The sequence below is a fragment of the Streptomyces sp. NPDC029216 genome (genome assembly GCF_040648015.1).
In the GTDB taxonomy this organism is placed as follows: domain Bacteria; phylum Actinomycetota; class Actinomycetes; order Streptomycetales; family Streptomycetaceae; genus Streptomyces.
In genome coordinates this window covers 1-19,649 of the sequence record NZ_JBEZWL010000061.1, presented here as the reverse complement: position 1 = coordinate 19,649, position 19,649 = coordinate 1, and the positions used below count along the sequence as shown (strand labels likewise).

Genomic DNA, 19,649 nt, shown 5'->3' with positions numbered 1-19,649 from the left:
GCCTTTCCGGTCAGGGCGCGCAGGCGGTCGTGGTGCCTGGTGCCGATGGGGGGTGGGCGTTCCGTTCGTACGGGGAGAGCGCGCTCGTCGGAACAGGCCACGGAAGGGCCCGGAGCGCGACCGGGGCGAGAGCGGGGAGTCGGCGAGCCACCGGCTCAGGTCCCTGCGGACCGTGCCGGGGACGGGAAGGATCCGCCGAGCAGCGCTGACTGGCGCAGGGGTGACGACGGATGGAAGCGCTCCCACTGGTTCGGCCAGACCGTAGCGTCAAAGAGGGCAAAGAAAAAGAGGGGTTGAGTAAATTCCTCAGCGAAATGCTTTCGACTCTTCACGCGTCTTGACGTCATCGTGCCCCGTCTGCACAGTGGGAGCGCTCCCACTGGTTCAAGGCTTGTGCACGATCGTCCTGCCCCATCCGTCTCCCCGAGCCGCGAGGAGAACTTCGGCATGTCGGCACATCCCCCTCCCGGATCCCGAGGACGACGCAGATTCCTGATCGCGTCGGCCACGGCCCTGTCCCTCTGCCTTCCCCTGGGCCTCGCCGCGGCCGGCGCGGGCAGCGCCGCGGCCGCGGAAGTACAGTGCGGCGTCGACTACAAGACCAACGACTGGGGCTCGGGCTTCACCGTGGAGCTCACCCTCACCAACCGGTCCGCGACCGCACTCGACGGCTGGACCCTGACCTACGACTACTCCGGCGACCAGCGGCTGACCAGCGGCTGGAACGGCTCCTGGACCCAGTCCGGCAAGACCGTCCGCGTCGCGGCACCGGACTGGAACAGGACCGTCGCCGCCGGCGCGGCCGTCACGGCCGGCGCCCAGTTCGCCTACAGCGGGACCAACGCCGCACCCGCCTCCTTCGCCGTCAACGGCACCCGGTGCACCGGAGCCCACCAGCCCCCGGTCGCCGTCCTGACCAGCCCCACCGCCGGCGCCGTCTACACGGCGGGCACTCCCGTCCCCCTCGCCGCCACCGCCGCCGCGGCCGACGGCGCCACCATCGGCAAGGTCGAGTTCTACAGCGACACCACGCTCCTCGGCACGGACACCACCGCGCCCTTCACCTTCTCGGACGCCGGCCTCCCCGCCGGCGCCCACTCCCTTTACGCCAAGGCCTACGACAGCCTCGGCGCCTCCGCCGAGTCGGCCCCCGTCGGCATCACCGTCGCCGCGGGCCCCGCGCTCGTCGCCGCCCCCGCACAGCTCTCCGTGCGCCGGGGCGAGACGGGCACGTTCGACCTGAAGCTCTCCCGGCAGCCGGCCGCGAACGTCACGGTGGGCGTGGCCCGCACCTCCGGCAACACCGACCTGGCCGCGTCGCCCGCCGAGCTCACCTTCACCCCGGCGAACTGGAACACCGCCCAGAAGGTGACCGTCACCGCCGGGGCCGACGGCAGCGGCTCCGCCGTCTTCACCGCGACGGCCCCCGGCCACGCGAAGGCCGAGGTGACGGTCGCCGAGCTGGCCGCGGGTTCCACGTACGACGCCCGCTTCCTCGACCTCCACGGGAAGATCACCAATCCCGCCAACGGGTACTTCTCGCCCGAGGGCATCCCGTACCACTCCGTCGAGACCCTGATCGTGGAGGCACCGGACCACGGCCACGAGGCGACCTCGGAGGCGTACAGCTATCTGATCTGGCTCCAGGCGATGTACGGGAAGAACACCGGGGACTGGACCAGGTTCAACGGCGCCTGGGAGACCATGGAGAAGTTCATGATCCCCACCCATGCCGATCAGCCGACGACCGGCTCGTACAACGCCTCCAAGCCCGCCACCTACGCCCCCGAGCACGACCTTCCCTCGCAGTACCCGGCCAGGCTCGACGGGGGAGTCGCCCCTGGCGCGGACCCGATCGCCGGCGAGCTGAGGAGCGCGTACGGCACGGACGACATCTACGGCATGCACTGGCTCCAGGATGTCGACAACGTCTACGGCTACGGCAACGGGCCCGGAAAGTGCTCCGCCGGACCGACCGCGAGCGGCCCCTCGTACATCAACACCTTCCAGCGCGGACCCGAGGAATCGGTCTGGGAGACCGTGCCGCACCCCACCTGCGACAAGTTCGCCTACGGCGGCAAGAACGGCTACCTCGACCTCTTCACCGGGGACGCCTCCTACGCCAAGCAGTGGAAGTTCACCGATGCCCCGGACGCCGACGCGCGTGCCATCCAGGCCGCCTACTGGGCCGACGTCTGGGCCAAGGAACAGGGCAAGGGAGCCCAGGTCACCGCGACCGTCTCCAAGGCGGCGAAGATGGGCGACTACCTGCGGTACTCCATGTTCGACAAGTACTTCAAGAAGGCCGGGAACTGTGTCGGCCCGACCGTCTGCCCCGCCGGCACCGGCAAGGACAGCGCGCACTACCTGTTGTCCTGGTACTACGCCTGGGGCGGCGCCACCGACACTCCCCTGGCCTTCGGCATGGGGGACCCCACGGCCGGCTGGTCCTGGCGGATCGGCTCCAGCCACGCGCACAGCGGCTACCAGAACCCCCTCGCCGCCTACGCCCTCAGCCGGTACGCCCCGCTGAAGCCCAAGTCGCCGACCGGCGCCGCGGACTGGGCGGTCAGCCTCGACCGGCAGCTGGAGTTCTACCGCTGGCTCCAGTCCGACGAGGGCGCCGTCGCGGGCGGCGCCACCAACAGCTGGCAGGGCCGGTACGCGCAGCCCCCGGCCGGGACCCCCACCTTCCACGGCCTCTTCTACGACGAGAAGCCCGTCTACCACGATCCGGCGTCCAACCAGTGGTTCGGCTTCCAGGCCTGGTCCATGGAGCGGGTCGCCGAGCTCTACCAGCAGACGGGCGACGCGGGTGCCAAGGCCGTGCTCGACAAGTGGGTCGGCTGGGCCCTGTCGAAGACCACGATCAACCCCGACGGCACCTACCGCATCCCCTCCACCCTCACCTGGTCCGGCGCCCCCGACACCTGGAACCCGTCGGCTCCCGGCGCCAACACGGGCCTGCACGTCACCGTCGCCGACTACACCGACGACGTGGGCGTGGCCGCCGCATACGCCAAGACCCTGACCTACTACGCCGCGAAGTCCGGGAACGCCGAGGCCGAGCGGGTCGCCAAGGCCCTCCTCGACGGCATGTGGACCCACCACCAGGACCCGCTGGGCGTCGGCGTCCAGGAGACGCGGGCCGACTACAGCCGGTTCGCCGACCCGGTGTACGTGCCCGGCGCGTGGACCGGCAGGATGCCGAACGGCGACGCGGTGAACTCCGCGTCCACCTTCGCCTCGATCCGTACCTTCTACAAGGACGACCCGGCCTGGCCGAAGATCGAGGCGTACCTCGCCGGCGGCGCCGCGCCCGTCTTCACTTACCACCGGTTCTGGGCCCAGGCGGACATCGCCCTGGCCATGGGCGCGTACGCGGAGCTGCTCGAGTAACGGCCCGCCCCGCCCGCAGGACGGCTCCGCGTACGACGAGGCCGGGCAGCCCGAGCGGGCCTGCCCGGCCTCGGCACGCCGCCCGGCCCCCCCAGGGACCGGGCCGGGCTTCACCCGGTTCAAAGACCCAGTGCCAGCCGGTGGTACGCCTGGTTCCAGCGCAGATCGCGCCGGAACTGCTTCGGGGTGGTGGTCTCTTCGATCAGGAGCAGCTCCAGGCGGATCATTTCCGCGAGGTCGTCGAGGTGGTCGGAGGTCAGGGCGGTGCTGAGCACGGTGTGGTGCGGTCCTCCGGCCGTCAGCCAGGATTCGGTGGAGGTCCGCAGGTCGGGGCGGGGCCGCCAGACCGCGCGGGCGACGGGCAGGGCGGGCAGCGGGTGTGGGGGCGCCACTACGTCGACGTCGTTGGCGATCAGACGGAAGCGGTCGCCGAGGTCGGCGAGGCCGACCACCACCGCCGGGCCGGGGGCGGCGTCGAAGACCAGGCGGACCGGGTCCTCCCGCCCGCCGATGCCGAGGGGGTGGATCTCGCAGCTGGGCCTGGCGGCCGCGAGGGTGGGGCACACCTCCAGCATGTGTGCGCCGAGGATGAGCTCGTTGCCGGGGGTCATGTCGTAGGTGTAGTCCTCCATGAAGGAGGTGCCGCCGGGGAGGCCGGTGGCGGCCACCTTGAGGGCGCGCAGCAGGACGGCGGTCTTCCAGTCCCCCTCTCCTCCGAAGCCGTACCCCTGGGCCATGAGGCGCTGGACCGCGAGGCCGGGCAGCTGGCGCAGTCCGCCCAGGTCCTCGAAATTGGTGGTGAAGGCCTTGAAGCCGCCTGATTCGAGGAAGGTGCGCAGGCCGGCTTCGATGCGGGCCGCGTAGCGCAGTGACGCGTGCCGTTCGCCTCCCGGCCGGAGCTCCGGCGCCAGCTCGTACAGGTCCGCGTACTCCCCGACGAGGGCGGTCACCTCGCTCTCCTCCGCGCTGTCGACGACCTCCACCAGGTCGTTGACGCCGTAGGTGTTGACGGAGACGCCGAGGCGGAGCTGGGCCTCCACCTTGTCCCCTTCGGTGACGGCCACGTCGCGCATGTTGTCGCCGAAGCGGGCGACCTTGAGGGTGGCCAGTTCGGACCGCGCGGCGGCCGCCCGCACCCAGACGGCGACCCGTGCGGTCGTCATCGGGTCGCTGACATGGCCGGCCACGGTCTTGCGGGGCACGCCGAGGCGCGCCTGGACATGCCCGAACTCGCGGTCCCCGTGCGCCGCTTGGTTGAGGTTCATGAAGTCCATGTCGATGGTGTCCCAGGGCAGGGCCGTGTTCGCCTGGGTGTGCAGGTGCAGCAGCGGCTTGCGCAGCGCGTCCAGTCCGGCGATCCACATCTTCGCCGGCGAGAAGGTGTGCATCCAGGCGATGAGCCCGGTGCACCGGTCCTCGGAGTTCGCGTCGAGGCACATCCGGCGGATGGCGTCGGCGTCAGTGAGCACCGGCTTCCACACGACACGTGCGGGAATGCCGGAGTCGTCGGCCAGCGCGGCGGCTATCTGCCGCGACTGTTCGGCGACCTGTTTCAGCGTCTCCTCCCCGTACAGGCGCTGACTGCCGGTGAGGAACCAGATTTCCTGGGCGGGAGATGTTCGGCTGGGCATGGGGACTCCTGGAGGTGACGTCCCGCGACGGCAGCGAAGGCGGCGGGCGGGGAGGACGAACGGCGGCGCGGGTCAGTTCGCGGTGTGGGTCGTATAGCGGTGGGTCGTATCGCGGATGCTCCTCAGACGGTGCAGCAGGCCGCCGGTGCCGAAGTGGTCGTGGAGGAGCCGGTATTCGGCGAAGAGGGCGTCGTAGGCGTCGGCCCGGGAGGCGTCGGGCGTGTAGACGGCGGGCAGTCGGCGGCCCATGACGGCGGTGGCCGTCCGTACGTCGCCGTGCGCGCCCGCGGCCACGGCGGCGTGGATGGCCGACCCGAGGGCGGGCCCCTGGTCCGACGCGGCGAGGGAGACGGGACGGCGCAGCACGTCGGAGTAGATCTGCATCAGCAGCTCGTTCCTGGCCAGTCCGCCCGCGACGATGAACTCGTGCACCGGTACGCCGCCCGCTTCCAGGGCCTCCACGATGACGCGGGTGCCGAACGCGGTGGCTTCGAGCAGCGCGCGGTAGACGTCCTCGGGGCGGGTCGCGAGGGTCAGACCCACGATGACTCCGGAGAGGCGGTGGTCGACGAGGACCGAGCGGTTGCCGCCCAGCCAGTCGAGGGCGACCAGTCCGTGGCCGCCGACCGGCTGGGCGGCGGCCTTCCGGGTCAGCAGGGTGTGCAGGTCCTCGCCGCGCTCGGCGGCTTCGGCGAGGTAGTCCGGCGGGACGCCTTGGTCCAGTACCCAGGCGAAGACGTCGCCGACCGCGCTCTGGCCGGCCTCGTAGCCGTAGGTTCCTTCGACGATCCCGCCGCGCACGACACCGCAGATGCCGGGGACGTCGGCCAGGACGGGGGCGTTCACGACGTGGCAGGTGGAGGTGCCCATGATGGCGAGCAGCTGACCGTCCCCGACGGCCTGGGCCGCCGCCGCGGTGACATGGGCGTCGACGTTGCCGGCGGCCACGGCGATCCCGGCGCGCAGTCCGGTCCAGGCCGCCGCCTCGGCACTGAGCGAGCCCACGCGTGAGCCCAGCTCGGCCAGGGGGAATTCGAGGCGGGTGCGGGCGAAGTCGGCGAACCGGGGGTTCAGCGCGGCCAGGAACTCCTCGCTCGGGTAGGCGCCGTCCTGGTGGATGCCCTTGTATCCGGCGGTGCAGGCGTTGCGGGACTCGGTTCCGGTGAGCTGCCACACGATCCAGTCGGCGGCCTCGATCCACCGCGCGCAGGTGTCGTACACGAGCGGATCCTCCTCCAGGACCTGGAGGGCCTTCGCGAACTGCCATTCCGCGGAGATCCGGCCGCCGTAGCGGTTGATCCACTTCTCGCCGCGGGCGTGGGCGAGTGCGTTGATGCGATCGGCGTGCGGCTGGGCCGCGTGGTGCTTCCACAACTTGGGCCAGGCGTGCGGCCGTCCGGCGAGCTCCGTCTCGGCGAGGGGGGTCCCGTCGGCCAGGGTGGGCAGGACGGTGCAGGCGGTGAAGTCGGTGGCGATGCCGATCACCGCGGCGGGATCGACCCCGGCCGCTGCCAGGGCCTGCGGGACGGCGCGACGCAGTACGTCCCGCCAGTCCTCGGGGTGTTGCAGGGCCCAGTCCGGAGGCAGTCGCGCACCGCCCTGCGGCAGGTGCCGGTCGATGACGCCGTGCCGGTAGGCGTGGACCGCCGCCGCCAGCACGTGCCCGTCGCGGACCCGCACCACCACGGCGCGGCCCGACAGGGTGCCGAAGTCGACACCGACCGTGTACTGCTCCGGCTCCTCGGAGCGGGGGGTGGGCGTGAGGGGGTGGGGTGACGTCAACGGAATGCCCTTCGAAGGGGTGGTGGGAGCCGGCAACGGTGCGGCCGGCAGGCGGAGTCGCCGTCGCGCCATCCTGGCGGCCGGTCGAGAAGTCCGTACCCGATGCCATGCAGTGTGAGCGCTAACAATGCCGAGAGGCAAGAGGTGCGCGTGGATCACATGACGATCTCCCCTGGGCATCGCATCTAACGCGATAACGGACAGGTAACGCATGCAAAGGGGTTGAGAAGCAGGCTTGTTAGCGCTCACAATGCGACGGCTCCCTCTCCTTCACGGCATCTCCTTCCTGCCGATCCGGCCCGCCACACCCACGGCCGTGCGGAGCCTCTTCCGTACACCCCGAAAGGACACCGTCATGGCTCGCAGAGCAGCCCTCGTCCTCACCGCCGTACTTCTCGCCTCCTCGGCGCTGACCGCCTGCTCGACCCAGGGCCCCTCCGGCGGCCCGGCCACGGGCCCGGCCTCCGGGGCCAAGGCGGGCTCCGGAGGCCGGATCACCATGGGCTTCGCCCAGGTCGGCGCCGAGAGCGGCTGGCGTACCGCCAACACCAAGTCCGTCCAGGAGGCGGCGAAGAAGGCCGGGATCGACCTCAAGTTCTCCGACGCGCAGCAGAAGCAGGAGAACCAGATCAAGGCGATCCGCACCTTCATCCAGCAGAAGGTCGACGTGATCGCCTTCTCGCCGGTCGTGGAGTCCGGCTGGGACACGGTGCTGAAGGAGGCCAAGGACGCCGGCATCCCGGTCATCCTGACCGACCGCGCCGTGGACACGAAGGACACCTCCCTCTACAAGACCTTCCTGGGCTCGGACTTCGTCAAGGAGGGCAAGTCCGCGGGGGAGTGGCTGACCGCCGCGTACGCCAACGAACAGGGTCCGGTCAACATCGTCGAGCTCCAGGGCACCACGGGCTCCGCGCCTGCCAACGACCGCAAGGCCGGCTTCGCCGACGTCATCCGCGCCGACGGCAAGTTCAAGATCGTCGCCTCGCAGTCGGGTGAATTCACGCGCGCCAAGGGCAAGGAGGTCATGCAGGCGTTCCTGAAGTCCCAGAAGGACATCGACGTCCTCTACGCCCACAACGACGACATGGCCCTCGGCGCCATCCAGGCCATCGAGGAGTCCGGCAAGAAGCCCGGTACGGACATCAAGGTGATCTCGGTGGACGGAATCAAGGACGCGTTCGTCGCGATGACCGAGGGCAAGATCAACGTCGTGGTGGAGTGCAACCCGCTGCTCGGTGACCAGCTGATGGAGCTGGCCAAGAAGGTCGTCGCGGGCGAGACCGTGCCGGCCCGGGTCGAGACCCAGGAAGGCGTGTTCCCGCAGGACAAGGCCGCGGCCGCGCTGCCGTCCCGGAAGTACTGACGCGTCGGCTCCGGTGCCGCGGGAGCCTCGGCCCGGCCGTCCCCTCCGGATCGCGCCGGACCCGTGCAACCCGGCACCGCAGCCCGCTCCACCCCCACATGAGAGGAGGGCGGATGACATCTCCGTCCACCCCGCCGCCCACGGGCGCCCCCGGCCCGCGGCCGGTCCTGGAAGCCCACGGCATCCGCAAGCGGTTCCCGGGTGTGCTCGCCCTCGACGGAGTCGCCCTGAGGCTCTTCCCCGGCGAGGTGCACGCCCTGATGGGCGAGAACGGCGCCGGTAAGTCCACCTTGATCAAGGTGCTGACCGGTGTCCACCCCGCCGACGGCGGCACCATCCTCGTCGACGGCCGGCCCCACGCGTTCACCGACCCCCTGCAGGCGCAACGGGCCGGAATCAGCACCGTGTACCAGGAGGTCAACCTCTGCCCCAACATCTCGGTCGCCGAGAACATCCTCATCGGGCGCGAACCACGCCGGTTCGGCCTCATCCACTGGTCCGAGATGCGGCAGCGGGCGGCCGCTCTGCTGACGGAACTGGATCTCGACCTGGACGTCACCAGTCTGCTCGACGCGCATTCCCTGGCGGTGCAGCAACTGGTCGCCATCGTCCGCGCGGTGGACGTCTCGGCGAAGGTGCTCGTGCTGGACGAACCCACCTCCAGCCTGGACCGCGAGGAGGTGGCCCGGCTCTTCGCCCTGGTGCGGCGCCTGCGGGACCGCGGTGTGGCCGTCCTGTTCGTCACGCACTTCCTCGACCAGGTCTTCGACCTCTGCGACCGCGTCACCGTCCTGCGCAACGGCCGGCTGGAAGGCGAGTACCCCATCGGTGAGCTCACCCCTGTGACGCTCGTCCAGCGCATGATCGGCGGAGAACTGGCCACCCTCGACCGGTTGTCGGGCCGTGCCCACGGCAAGGGGGCCGAACGGGCGGCCGGCGAGCCGTTCCTCCAGGCGCGAGGGCTGTCCCGCACGGGCTCGATCGAACCCTACGACCTCGACATCCACACCGGCGAAGTCATCGGACTGGCCGGGCTCCTGGGCTCCGGCCGCACCGAAGCGGCGCGCCTGCTGTTCGGCGCGGACAGCGCGGACGCCGGAGAGGTGAGCATCGAGGGCAGGAAGGTACTCCTGCGCAGCCCCCGCCACGCCATCGCCCGGGGCATCGCCTTCTGCTCCGAGAACCGCAAGTCCGAGGGACTGGTGGGCGAGCTCACGGTCCGCGAGAACATCATCCTCGCCCTCCAGGCCGCCCGCGGCTGGACCAGGCCGCTGACCCGTGCGAAACAGGACGAACTGGCGCGGCACTGGATCGAGGCCCTGGACATCCGCCCCGCCGACCCCGAAGCGCAGGTACGCCACCTCAGCGGCGGCAACCAGCAGAAGGTCCTCCTCGCACGCTGGCTGCTGACCGCGCCCCGGCTCCTGATCCTCGACGAACCCACCCGGGGCATCGACATCGGGGCCAAGGCGGAGATCCAGAAACTCGTGGCCCGCCTGGCCGGCGAAGGCACCGCCGTGCTGTTCATCTCGGCCGAACTCGAAGAGGTCCTGCGCCTGAGCCACCGCATCGCCGTGCTCCGCGACCACCGCATGGTGGCCACCCTCGCGAACGACGACACCGTCACGCCCGAACGCCTCCTCACGACCATCGCCACCGGAACGGACTCATGACCCCCCATCCCGCCACATCCGGGGCCGCCGGCCGAATCGGGAGACGCCTGGCCGGCCACCGCCTGCTGTGGCCCGCGCTCATCCTGCTCGCCCTGCTCCTCGGCAACCTCGCGTTCCACCAGGACTTCTTCTCGGTCCGGGTACGCGACGGCCACCTCTACGGCAGCCTCGTCGACATCCTGCGGTTCGGCGCGCCCCTCATCCTGGTGGCGCTCGGCATGACCCTGGTCATCGCCACCCGCGGGATCGACCTCTCGGTGGGTTCCACCGTCGCCATCGCGGGCGCGCTCGCCTGCGGGCACATCTCCACCGCGACGCGTCCCGGCAGTGTCGCCACCACGCTCACGGCCGTCGGCCTCGCGCTCGGGGTCGCCCTCGTGCTGGGCCTGGCCAACGGCTTCCTGGTGTCCGGGCTGGGGGTGCAGCCCATCGTGGCCACCTTGATCCTCATGGTCGCCGGCCGCGGCCTCGCCCAGCTGATCACGGACGGCCAGATCATCACCGTGACCAGCGCCCCCTACAAGCTGATCGGGGGCGGCTACTGGCTGTCCCTCCCGTTCGCCGTCCTGCTGGCCACCGTCCTCGTCGGGCTCACCTCCTTCGCCGTCCGGCGCAGTGCACTGGGCATGCTGATCGAGTCCGTCGGCGGCAATCCCGCCGCCAGCCGCCTGGTGGGCATCCGGGCCGGCGGCCTGCTCGCCCTGGTCTACGTCTTCAGTGCGCTGTGCGCCGCCGTCGCCGGGCTGATGATCAGTTCGAACGTCTCCAGCGCCGACGGCAACAACGCCGGCCTGTGGATCGAGCTCGACGCGATCCTCGCCGTCGTCGTCGGAGGCACCGCCCTGACCGGAGGGCGCTTCTCCCTCGGCGGAACCGTCCTGGGCGCCCTGATCATCCAGACCCTGTCCACCACCGTCTACACCCTCGGCGTTCCGCCCGAGACCACCCTCGTCTTCAAGGCCTTCGTCGTCATCGCCGTCTGCCTCGTGCAGTCCCCGGCCTTCCGGGCCAAGGTCATACGCCGCCGGGGGGCCACCACCCCCCGATCCCCCACCACGGCGGGCAGCACCCCGCAGCAGCAGGAGGCACGAGCATGAGCACCGGCATCGCGAACGCAGGCGCGCGACTCACCCGCCCCTTCGCGACCGTTTCCCCGCGCACCCGAACCCGTATCCCGCTGATCGTCACCGCGGTCCTGCTGGTCGTCATGTTCGGCGTCGGGTCGGTGCGCTACGAGGGCTTCCTCTCCGCGCAAGTCGTGCTGAACCTGCTGATCGACAACGGATTCCTCCTGGTCGTCGCGGTCGGCGCGACCTTCGTCATCCTCACCGGCGGCATCGATCTGTCCATCGGCTCCATGCTGGCCCTCTCGACCATGATCACCGCCTGGCTGGTCGAGTCGCACGGCTGGCCCCTGGCCGCCGTCATCCCCCTGGTCCTGCTGGTCGGCGCCGCGAGCGGGGCGCTCATGGGCTGGATCATCCACACCTTCGAGATCCAGCCGTTCATCGTCACCCTGGCCGGCATGTTCCTCGCCCGCGGGCTCTGCTACACGATCAGCACCGAATCCATCACGATCAACGATCCCGCCACAGCGGGACTCGCGCAGACCCGGCTGTACGGCCCGGGGGGACTGTTCGTCTCGATCCCCGTGGTCATCGCCCTGGCCGTGCTCGTGATCGCCTTCGTCGTTCTGCACCACACGCGCTTCGGCCGCAACGTGTACGCGCTGGGCGGCAACGAGTCCTCCGCACGCCTGATGGGTCTGCCGGCGGGCTCCACCAAGATCGCCGTGTATGGCATCAGTGGCCTGTGCTCCGCGCTCGGCGGCCTGCTGCTCACCTTCTACACGCTCTCCGGCTACGCCCTCCACGCCATGGGCATGGAACTGGACGCGATCGCAGCCACGGTGATCGGCGGCACGCTGCTGACCGGAGGTTCCGGCTTCGTCCTGGGTACCGCTCTCGGTGTGCTGGTCCTCGGCACGATCCAGACGCTGGTCAACTTCCAGGGCACGCTCAGCTCCTGGTGGACCCGGATCGTCATCGGCGCCCTGCTGCTCGTGTTCATCGTGCTGCAACGCCTGATGAGCGGCCGCCGCCCCGCCGCGGGCTGACGCCCGGCCGCTCTGCCCGTCAGCCCCTGCCGCGGTGCCAGGCTCCCGCGGCAGGGGCTGACGGCCGGGCGGACGGGGGTCATTCGCCGGGGGGTGCGATCCTGCGGGCCGTGCTGGCACGCACGATGAGCTCGGGCGCCACCACCAGGTGTGTCGGCTCGTCGGCCCGGCCCTCGATGTGGTCGAGGAGCAGCCCTATGCTGTCGCGGCCGAGCGAGGCGAAGTCCTGGCGGATCGTCGTCAGCGGGGGCGGGAAGAACTCCGCCTCGGGGATGTCGTCGAAGCCGGCGACCGCCACGTCCTCGGGCGTGCGCAGTCCCGCTTCCCGCAGGGCCCGCAGGACACCAAGGGCCATCTGGTCGTTGGCGACGAACACCGCGGTGAGACCCGCTCCCCCTCCTCTTGAGGCCCGGACCCGCCCCGCGAGCTGCTGGCCGGCCTGGTACCCCGACAGGGGGCTCCAGTCGCCGCGCAGCAGGGGTGGCACCTCGGCTCCGGCGTCTCGCAGCGCCTCCTCCCACCCCTGGGTGCGGGCCTCGCTCTCGAGCCAGTCGGGAGGGCCCGCGACATGCCACACGGTGGAGTGGCCCGAGGCGAGGAGATGCTCCGTGATCAGGCGGGCGCCGAGGTTCTGGTCCAGCGAGACCCCTGGCAGGTCCAGGGTGTGGCCACCTTCCACGGTGACCACCGGGCACGGTGCTTCCAACGACGCCAGTGCCTTCACCGCGGCGCGTTGGGGAGTGACGGCGACGATCCCCTCCACCCCCCACCCGGCGAGGTGCTGCATGGCTTCGGCGAGGGCCGTCTGCGTGGCCGTCCGGAGCGTGACGGCGGACGTCAGATAGCCGCGGTCGCGAGCCGCCTCCTGAACTCCCGCCACGGTGCTGGCGGGCCCGTGCAGAGTGGTGTTCACCGCGATGACGCCCAGCGTGTGGGTCCGGCGCGTGGCCAGGGCCCGGGCTGCGGAATTGCGGCGATACCCCAGCTGTTCGATCACCTGTGTCACGGCGGCCCGGGTCTTGGCGCTGACGTTCGGGTGGTCGCTGAGCACCCGCGAAACGGTCTGGTGGGACACGCCGGCGACGCGCGCGACGTCCGTCATCGTGGGCGCTCGCGAGACGTCTGGGAGCTGGGTCAACTCTCTTCCTTTCCTCATCGAGCGGCCTTCCCTCAAGGTACCGAACCAGCCGCGGCCCGCACACAACTCGGACCGACCGGGAGATTGTCGACCAGGTATCGATGTTGGCGCTCACATTATGCAGCGTTGAGCGTGGGGTGTGGGCAGGAATCTGCTCGTATCTCTTGAGCTTATGCCTTGTTAGCGCTCACAATTCAACGGGGGTGACTGCCTTGGCCAAGCCGCGGTGCCGTCGCGGCCCCCGATCAGTCCGGCCCTCACGCGCGACTGGGGGGCCTGCGTCCAGCTGCCGGACGCCGGTACCGGGAATCGTCGCGCATGTCGGAAAGACGGTGGGCGTGCAGTGAGCGAGACCAACCTCAAGAACCTCCGCCGCGAGGTCCTCGCGGCCAACCTGCGCATCCCGGAGGCCGGGCTGGCCACCCTCACCTGGGGAAACGTCAGCGGAGTGGACCGAGACGCCGGCGTCTTCGTCATCAAGCCGTCCGGGGTCTCCTACGCCGACCTCACCGAGGAGGACCTGGTGACGGTGGCGCTGGAGGACGGGAGGGTCGTCGACGGGCACCTCAGGCCGTCCACCGACACCGAAACCCACCGGTGCCTCTACCGGGCGTTCCCCTCCATCGGTGGCGTCACCCACACGCACTCGGCGCACGCCGTCGCTTTCGCCCAGGCGCGCCGCCCGATCCCCGTGCTCGGCACCACCCACGCCGACACCTTCAACGGGCCCGTCCCCGTGACGGCGGACCTCACCGCCGAGCAGTGCGCGAAGGACTACGAGTACAACACCGGACAGGTGATCGTCGCCCGGCTCGGCGGCGACCCCCGCCGGGCCGACGAGGTCCCCGGAGCGCTCGTCTCCCGACACGGCCCCTTCACCTGGGGCGCCACCGCGAAGGCCGCGCTGGAGAACGCCATCGTCTGCGAGGCCGTGGCGGAGATGGCGCTGCACACGCTGGCACTGGGATCCCGCCTCGGGCACACCTCCGAGCCGCCGGGGCACCTTCTGGAGCGGCACTTCACCCGGAAGCACGGCCCGGACGCCTACTACGGCAACACCCCCCGCACCCCCGGAAGCTGAGGCAGCTGCATGACGAGGTCGAGCTCCGGGCGGGCGCCCTTCGCGCCGCCGGCGACGTAGCCGATGAGCATGTGTGGGAATCTATCGGGTGCACCGTTGGCCGACACTGAAGATCGGTCTGGTACATGACCGGATCAGCCTGGGTGTGTTCGGCGGTCGCTAAACTGCTTGGGTGTCGAGCGGGTGCCATCTGTGGTGTTGGTGCTTGCGCCGGGAGTGAGGCGGTCGCGGCGTCTCCTTCCTGGTGGGCCGGGCGCCAGGGCAGCCGCGACGCGGGCAGCAGGCCGAGAGCGGCGAGTGCGGCCAGGATCAGCAGGGTGGAGCTCATGGTTGAAGCAGCCGTGCCGGTTGCGCCGGCCGCGACGGCGATGCCGAAGGTCGGTCCGATGTTCATGGCGGTCTGCTTGAGTCCGCTGACGACCCCGGCGTACCCGGGCGGCGCGTCACCGACGACGGTCCCGGTGGCGGTGACCATCACGGTGGCGAACCCCGCACCGATGGCGGCAAACGCTGCAGCCATGGCCATCCATGTGCTGGCGGGACCGAGCCGGGACAGCCCCGCGATGCCGGCCACGACGAGGACCGTACCGGCGATCGCGGTGCGGCGCGCACCGTACCGCCGCAGTGCGGCGACCGCGGCGGGTGAGCCGAGGACCATGAGCACGGTCAGCGGGAGTACGCGCAGACCGCTGTCGAGCGGGTCGAGTCGAAGTACGTCCTGGAGGTAGAAGGTGGCCCTGAACAGCGCGCCGAACAGGCCGGCGGCGGTGACCAGCAGGATCGCCATCGACGCCGTCACCGGTACGGACCGCGCTACGGCTGGTGGAACGATCGGGTGCGTGGTACGGCGTTCGTGCCAGGTGAGCACCGTTGCGACGCCGACGACGGCGAGGAATTCGAGCAGCGTCGGCGCGGCGATCCACCCCCGTGCGGGTACGTCGACCAAGGCGTGGACCAGGATGGCGAGCCCGACCGCCAGCAGGCCCGCGCTGGTGAGGTTGAGCTGTGGAGGGTCGGCACGTTGAGGTGCCGGCGTCCGTACGGTGAGGGCGACGACCGCGATGACGAACGCGAGGGGCACGTTGACCCAGAAGACGGCGCGCCATCCCAGATGAGCCACGAGGACACCGCCCAGGAGCGGACCGGACCCTGCCGCCACCGCTATCGCACTGGTGCGAATGGCGATCGGCTTGCCGAGCCGGTCCGCGGGATACGCCAGCCGTAGCAGCGCGAGCGTCGCAGGCTGGAGGAGTGCGGCGAACCCGCCCTGCACCGCGCGCAGGACGATCACCCAGCCGACACCCGGCGCGAGCGCGATCCCGGCCGAGGCAGCCCCGAAACCGAGGACGCCGACGAACAGCAGGCGCGGGTGCCCGTACCGGTCCCCGAGGTGCCCGGCGATCAGGAGCAACGCGGCCACGGCGACCAGATAGCCGGTGCTCGTCCACTGGATCTGCGCCACGCTCGCGCCGAGATCACGCTGCATGCCGGGCTGCGCCATGAGCAGGATGGTTCCGTCCAGTGCGACGATCACCGCGCCGACCACGCTGACCAGAAGTGCGATCTGCCGCTGTACGGGGGCGGTCATGAGGTCACCGGGCCGAGATGGGCGTCCAGAACTGCCGCGATGAGCCGGTCGCGTTGGTCGTCGCCGGGGTCACCGCCCAGCGGTGGGGCGCCGAGGGCGAGTTGCAGGCTGCCCCAGGCCCACAGCTGGGCCATACCGTGCAGGTTCGACCACAGGGCGGCGGCGGTCACCGCGGGCGGCGGTCCGGTCTCGTTCGGCGCATCGGCGCGTCGCGCGGCCTCCCCCTCCGACAGGCATCGGGCGACGAGTCCGGTGAAGTGCCCGAACAGCGGGAAGGTCGACTCGCGCAGCCTCGGTTGGTCCGATGCCTGCGCCGCGCCGTCGAGCAGGTCGTGCCGCCACATGAGTTCGAACATGCCGCGGCGTTCCAGTGCGTACCCCACGTACGCCCGCGCGAGGGCCTCCAGTTGGCCGCGCGGTGTGGTCGCGCCGGCGACCGCGGCCTCGAACATGGCTGCGAGGTCCTCGAAGCCGCGACGGCCGATGGCCGAGAGCAGCGCGTGGTGCGTGGGGAAGTACCGACGCGGCGCCCCGTGCGACACCCCCGCTCGACGGGCTATCTCCCGCAGGCCCACGGACGCGGAGCCCTCGGCCAGCACAAGGTCGACCCCGACATCGATCAACCGCTCCCGAAGGGAGCTCTCATCAGTCATAGACAGTGTCTACTATGAATTCGTAGACACTGTCTACTCATTGGGTGAGTGATCATTCTGCTCAGCGGGTGGCGCCAGAACCCCCCTGAAGCAGCAGGGTTGGGTGCTTGGGGCCGCCGCGGGTGAAGCGCCGCAGCACCTGTTCTGCCCCGGCGCAGGGCGGTGGCGTTCACCGGCTTCGTCACCGCGGCCCGCAGGGTGTCGACGGTGATGAAGTGCCGGCGCACGTGCCGCAGCGCGGCTTCGGTCTCGCCGTGTCCGCCGGTCGCCACGATGGCCCGAATGCCCATGTTCGTTCCCGGTGCGAACAGGGCGAGCAGCAGGCGGCGCCGGGCGCGAGTGTTGATCTTCTGCTCCAGGGTGACCAGCAGGTCTACCAGGGCGTCGGTGATCTCCGTCAGCAGGGAGTCCAGGTCGACCGCGCCCGGGTCGCGCTTGAGCGCGGCCGGCAGGGTGGTGCCGTCCTCGTTGTCCTCCGCGACCGGCGCCGGCGCCGGGCCGTGCCCGCATCGCCCAAGCGCTCGATCGTCCGTGTGCGGAACGCCTTCTCCGCCCGGGCCTGGGCCGCGGTGATACGGGTGCGGTCAACTGCCCTGGCTAGCAGGCTACTTGACGGAGTCATCCGGCTGCTGGCTTGATTGGGAGCGCTCCCACACTCCCACTCGCCTAGGAAGGCTCCACCCGTGCCTCCTGTCACCCCCGCGCGCGGCGTGCCACGTCGCGCGGCCGCTGTGCTCGCCGGCTTCGCGCTGGCTGTAGGCGGCCTGTCCACGACCGCCCTGACCGCTCCGGCCGCGGCTGCCGCCCCCGCGGCCGTCGCCGTCTCACCCGTCCGGGTCAACCAGCTCGGCTACCTGCCCGACGGCCCCAAGCGGGCCACCGTGGCCAGCTCCGCGACCGCCCCGCTCGCCTGGCAACTGCGCGACGCCGCAGGCGCGGTGGTCGCCTCGGGCAGCACCACGGTGCGCGGCGCGGACCAGGCGTCCGGCCAGTCCACGCACCTGGTGGACTTCGGCGCGTACACCGGAACCGGCACCGGCTACACCCTGGGCGTCGACGGCCAGACCAGCCACCCCTTCGAGATCTCCCCGTCGCTGTACGACGCCCTGCGCGCCGACAGCATGTCGTTCTTCTACCAGCAGCGCAGCGGCATCGCCATCGACGCGGCCCTGGCGGGCGGCAGCGCCTACGCCCGCCCCGCCGGGCACCTGGGCATCGCCCCGAACAAGGGCGACAGCGGCGTCCCGTGCCAGGCCGGGGTGTGCGACTACACCCTGGACGTGCGCGGCGGCTGGTACGACGCGGGCGACCACGGCAAGTACGTGGTCAACGGCGGCATCTCCGTCTGGGAGATGGTCAACTCCTTCGAGAGGGCCTCCCGTTCGGGCGGCTCCGCGGCGCTCGGCGACTCGACGCTGCGGGTGCCCGAGCGTGGCAACGGAACGCCGGATGTCCTCGACGAGGCCCGCTGGGAGCTGGAGTTCCTGCTGCGGATGCAGGTCCCGGCCGGGAAGCCGATGGCCGGGATGGCCTTCCACAAGATGCACGACGCCAAGTGGACCGCTCTGCCGACGCGGCCCGAACTCGACGCCGAGCAACGGGAGGTGCACAAGCCGTCGACCGCCGCGACGCTGAACCTGGCGGCCTCGGCCGCGCAGTGCGCCCGGGTGTACGCGCCGTACGACGCCGCGTTCGCCGCGCGCTGCCTGGACGCGGCCCGCCGCGCCTGGACGGCCGCCAAGGCCAACCCGGACGTGCTCGCCACGGCGACCGACAACACCGGCGGCGGTGCGTACGAGGACGCCGACGTCTCCGACGAGTTCTACTGGGCGGCGGCGGAACTCCTGGCCACCACCGGAGAGTCACAGTACCGGGACGCCGTCACCTCCTCCCCGCACCACACCAAGCCCGTCGACGGGTTCTGGTGGGCCGGCACCGCCACGCTCGGCCGTATCACCCTCGCCACCCTCCCCGGCGTGGGCCTGCCCGCCGACGACATCGCCCGGCTGCGCGGTCTGCTGACCGCCGCCGCCGACGGCCACCTGTCCACCATCGCCGGACAGGGCTACCCCGTACCGCTCCCTGCCACCGGGTACGCGTGGGGCTCCAACAGCTCCGTCACCAACAACGCCATGGTGCTGGCCGTCGCATACGAGCTCACCGGCCAGCAGCGCTACCGGGCCGGAGCACTGGAGTCCCTGGACTACCTGCTCGGCCGCAACGCCCTCGACCTCTCCTACGTCACCGGCTACGGCGAGCGCCACTCCGAGAACCAGCACCACCGGTTCTGGGCGCACCAGAACGACGCCTCACTGCCGCACCCGCCGGCCGGCTCCTTCGCGGGCGGGCCGAACGCGGGACTGGAGGACCCGGTGGCCAAGGAGAAGCTCGCGGGCTGCGCACCGGCGGCCTGCTACGTGGACGACATCGGCTCGTACTCCACCAACGAGGTGGCGATCAACTGGAACGCCTCGCTGGCCTGGCTGGCGGCCTTCGCCGCTGAGCGGCGCGGCGCCCCGGCGGTGCCCGTGGTCCAGGTGGCACCGGCGGCGGTGACGGTCCCCGAGGGCGGTTCGGCGCCGGTGGGCGTGCGGCTCTCGGCGGCGCCCGCGCAGAACGTCACGGTGACCGTCGCCCGGAGCTCCGGCGACCAGGATCTGTCGGCGGCCGCGAGCCTGGTGTTCACTCCGGCCAACTGGGCGACGGTGCAGCAGGTTCCGGTCGCCGCCGCGCCCGATGCCGACGCGTCGCCGGGCAGCGCGACCTTCACCGCCGGTGGCCCCGGCGTGCAGTCGGCGACGTTCACGGCGACGGAGGCGGACGACGACGCACCGGCGGCCCCCTGCACGGTGGCGTACCGGATCGACAACGCCTGGGGCAACGGCTTCACGGCGACGGTCAGCGTGCGCAACACCGGAACCTCGGCGATCTCCGGGTGGACCCTCGGATGGAGCTTCGCGGGCGACCAGCGGATCGGAAACGCCTGGAACGCCACGGTGAGCCAGACGGGCAGCACGGTCACCGCCCGGGACGCCGGGTGGAACGGCACGCTGGAGCCCGGCGGCAGCGTGAGCTTCGGCTTCCAGGCGACGTATTCGGGTACCAACGCGCTCCCGGCGCGCTTCACGCTGGGCGGAGCGGTCTGCTCCTGAACGACGAGCTGCGCGACAGCTCCACCCAAGGTGCAAGTCGACGTTCCCCCTGCGGGAACTCTCGGCGAAC

The 19,649-nt window shown here is 71.1% G+C and carries 12 protein-coding genes and 1 pseudogene; 7 read left to right on the top strand and 6 right to left on the bottom strand.

Annotation, left to right across the window (positions count from 1 at the left end):
* The first annotated feature begins 447 nt into the window (after positions 1–447).
* A complete protein-coding gene (locus AB0F18_RS21865; protein WP_362063129.1) occupies positions 448–3,399 on the top strand; it encodes a glycoside hydrolase family 48 protein in 2,952 nt (983 codons plus the stop codon).
* Between the two features lie 119 nt (positions 3,400–3,518).
* Here the strand turns inward: AB0F18_RS21865 and araA are convergent, their stop codons facing one another.
* Both araA and araB read right to left on the bottom strand, forming a co-directional pair.
* Complete coding sequence (araA, locus tag AB0F18_RS21860) at positions 3,519–5,030, bottom strand: L-arabinose isomerase (protein ID WP_362063127.1); 1,512 nt, start codon at positions 5,028–5,030, stop codon at positions 3,519–3,521.
* A gap of 72 nt (positions 5,031–5,102) precedes the next feature.
* Positions 5,103–6,812: a ribulokinase gene (araB, locus tag AB0F18_RS21855; protein ID WP_362063125.1), complete on the bottom strand. Its 1,710-nt coding sequence runs from the start codon at positions 6,810–6,812 to the stop codon at positions 5,103–5,105.
* 355 nt (positions 6,813–7,167) lie between these two features.
* Between araB and AB0F18_RS21850 the strand changes: the two genes are divergently transcribed.
* From AB0F18_RS21850 to yjfF, 4 genes are all read left to right on the top strand, one after another.
* Positions 7,168–8,178 carry an ABC transporter substrate-binding protein gene (locus tag AB0F18_RS21850; protein ID WP_362063123.1) on the top strand — a complete coding sequence of 337 codons (1,011 nt, stop codon included), beginning with the start codon at positions 7,168–7,170 and terminating at the stop codon, positions 8,176–8,178.
* Between the two features lie 113 nt (positions 8,179–8,291).
* On the top strand, positions 8,292–9,851 hold the full coding sequence (locus AB0F18_RS21845; protein WP_362063121.1) for a sugar ABC transporter ATP-binding protein: 1,560 nt from the start codon (positions 8,292–8,294) through the stop codon (positions 9,849–9,851).
* Complete coding sequence (locus AB0F18_RS21840) at positions 9,848–10,948, top strand: ABC transporter permease (RefSeq protein ID WP_362063119.1); 1,101 nt, start codon at positions 9,848–9,850, stop codon at positions 10,946–10,948. Before AB0F18_RS21845 ends, AB0F18_RS21840 begins: the two co-directional genes overlap by 4 nt.
* Positions 10,945–11,967 carry a galactofuranose ABC transporter, permease protein YjfF gene (gene yjfF, locus AB0F18_RS21835; RefSeq protein WP_362063117.1) on the top strand — a complete coding sequence of 341 codons (1,023 nt, stop codon included), beginning with the start codon at positions 10,945–10,947 and terminating at the stop codon, positions 11,965–11,967. Before AB0F18_RS21840 ends, yjfF begins: the two co-directional genes overlap by 4 nt.
* 79 nt (positions 11,968–12,046) lie before the next feature.
* Here the strand turns inward: yjfF and AB0F18_RS21830 are convergent, their stop codons facing one another.
* Positions 12,047–13,105 carry a LacI family DNA-binding transcriptional regulator gene (locus tag AB0F18_RS21830; RefSeq protein ID WP_362063115.1) on the bottom strand — a complete coding sequence of 353 codons (1,059 nt, stop codon included), beginning with the start codon at positions 13,103–13,105 and terminating at the stop codon, positions 12,047–12,049.
* Positions 13,106–13,448: 343 nt separating this feature from the next.
* Here AB0F18_RS21830 and araD point away from each other — a divergent pair, with 343 nt between their 5' ends.
* Positions 13,449–14,186 carry an L-ribulose-5-phosphate 4-epimerase AraD gene (gene araD, locus AB0F18_RS21825; RefSeq protein ID WP_362063113.1) on the top strand — a complete coding sequence of 246 codons (738 nt, stop codon included), beginning with the start codon at positions 13,449–13,451 and terminating at the stop codon, positions 14,184–14,186.
* Between the two features lie 259 nt (positions 14,187–14,445).
* Here the strand turns inward: araD and AB0F18_RS21820 are convergent.
* The 3 genes and pseudogenes from AB0F18_RS21820 to AB0F18_RS21810 all read right to left on the bottom strand — a co-directional run.
* Positions 14,446–15,774, bottom strand: a pseudogene (locus AB0F18_RS21820) (MFS transporter); the annotation flags it as partial.
* A complete protein-coding gene (locus AB0F18_RS21815; protein WP_362063111.1) occupies positions 15,771–16,427 on the bottom strand; it encodes a TetR/AcrR family transcriptional regulator in 657 nt (218 codons plus the stop codon). The pseudogene AB0F18_RS21820 and the gene AB0F18_RS21815, both read right to left, overlap by 4 nt.
* Positions 16,424–16,717, bottom strand: a complete 294-nt coding sequence (locus AB0F18_RS21810; RefSeq protein ID WP_362063109.1) for a hypothetical protein — start codon at positions 16,715–16,717, stop codon at positions 16,424–16,426. The genes AB0F18_RS21815 and AB0F18_RS21810 overlap by 4 nt, the downstream gene beginning before the upstream one ends.
* A gap of 393 nt (positions 16,718–17,110) precedes the next feature.
* Between AB0F18_RS21810 and AB0F18_RS21805 the strand changes: the two genes are divergently transcribed.
* Positions 17,111–19,579: a glycoside hydrolase family 9 protein gene (locus AB0F18_RS21805; protein WP_362063107.1), complete on the top strand. Its 2,469-nt coding sequence runs from the start codon at positions 17,111–17,113 to the stop codon at positions 19,577–19,579.
* The last annotated feature ends 70 nt before the right edge of the window (positions 19,580–19,649 follow it).

Bases quoted from the DNA above. Each gene is read 5' to 3' on its own strand.
- AB0F18_RS21845 (WP_362063121.1), top strand. From the start codon at position 8,292: ATGACATCTCCGTCCACCCCGCCGCCCACGGGCGCCCCCGGCCCGCGG.
- araA (WP_362063127.1), bottom strand. From the start codon at position 5,030: ATGCCCAGCCGAACATCTCCCGCCCAGGAAATCTGGTTCCTCACCGGC.
- AB0F18_RS21865 (WP_362063129.1), top strand. From the start codon at position 448: ATGTCGGCACATCCCCCTCCCGGATCCCGAGGACGACGCAGATTCCTG.
- AB0F18_RS21850 (WP_362063123.1), top strand. From the start codon at position 7,168: ATGGCTCGCAGAGCAGCCCTCGTCCTCACCGCCGTACTTCTCGCCTCC.
- AB0F18_RS21810 (WP_362063109.1), bottom strand. From the start codon at position 16,717: ATGGGCATTCGGGCCATCGTGGCGACCGGCGGACACGGCGAGACCGAA.
- yjfF (WP_362063117.1), top strand. From the start codon at position 10,945: ATGAGCACCGGCATCGCGAACGCAGGCGCGCGACTCACCCGCCCCTTC.
- AB0F18_RS21840 (WP_362063119.1), top strand. From the start codon at position 9,848: ATGACCCCCCATCCCGCCACATCCGGGGCCGCCGGCCGAATCGGGAGA.
- AB0F18_RS21815 (WP_362063111.1), bottom strand. From the start codon at position 16,427: ATGACTGATGAGAGCTCCCTTCGGGAGCGGTTGATCGATGTCGGGGTC.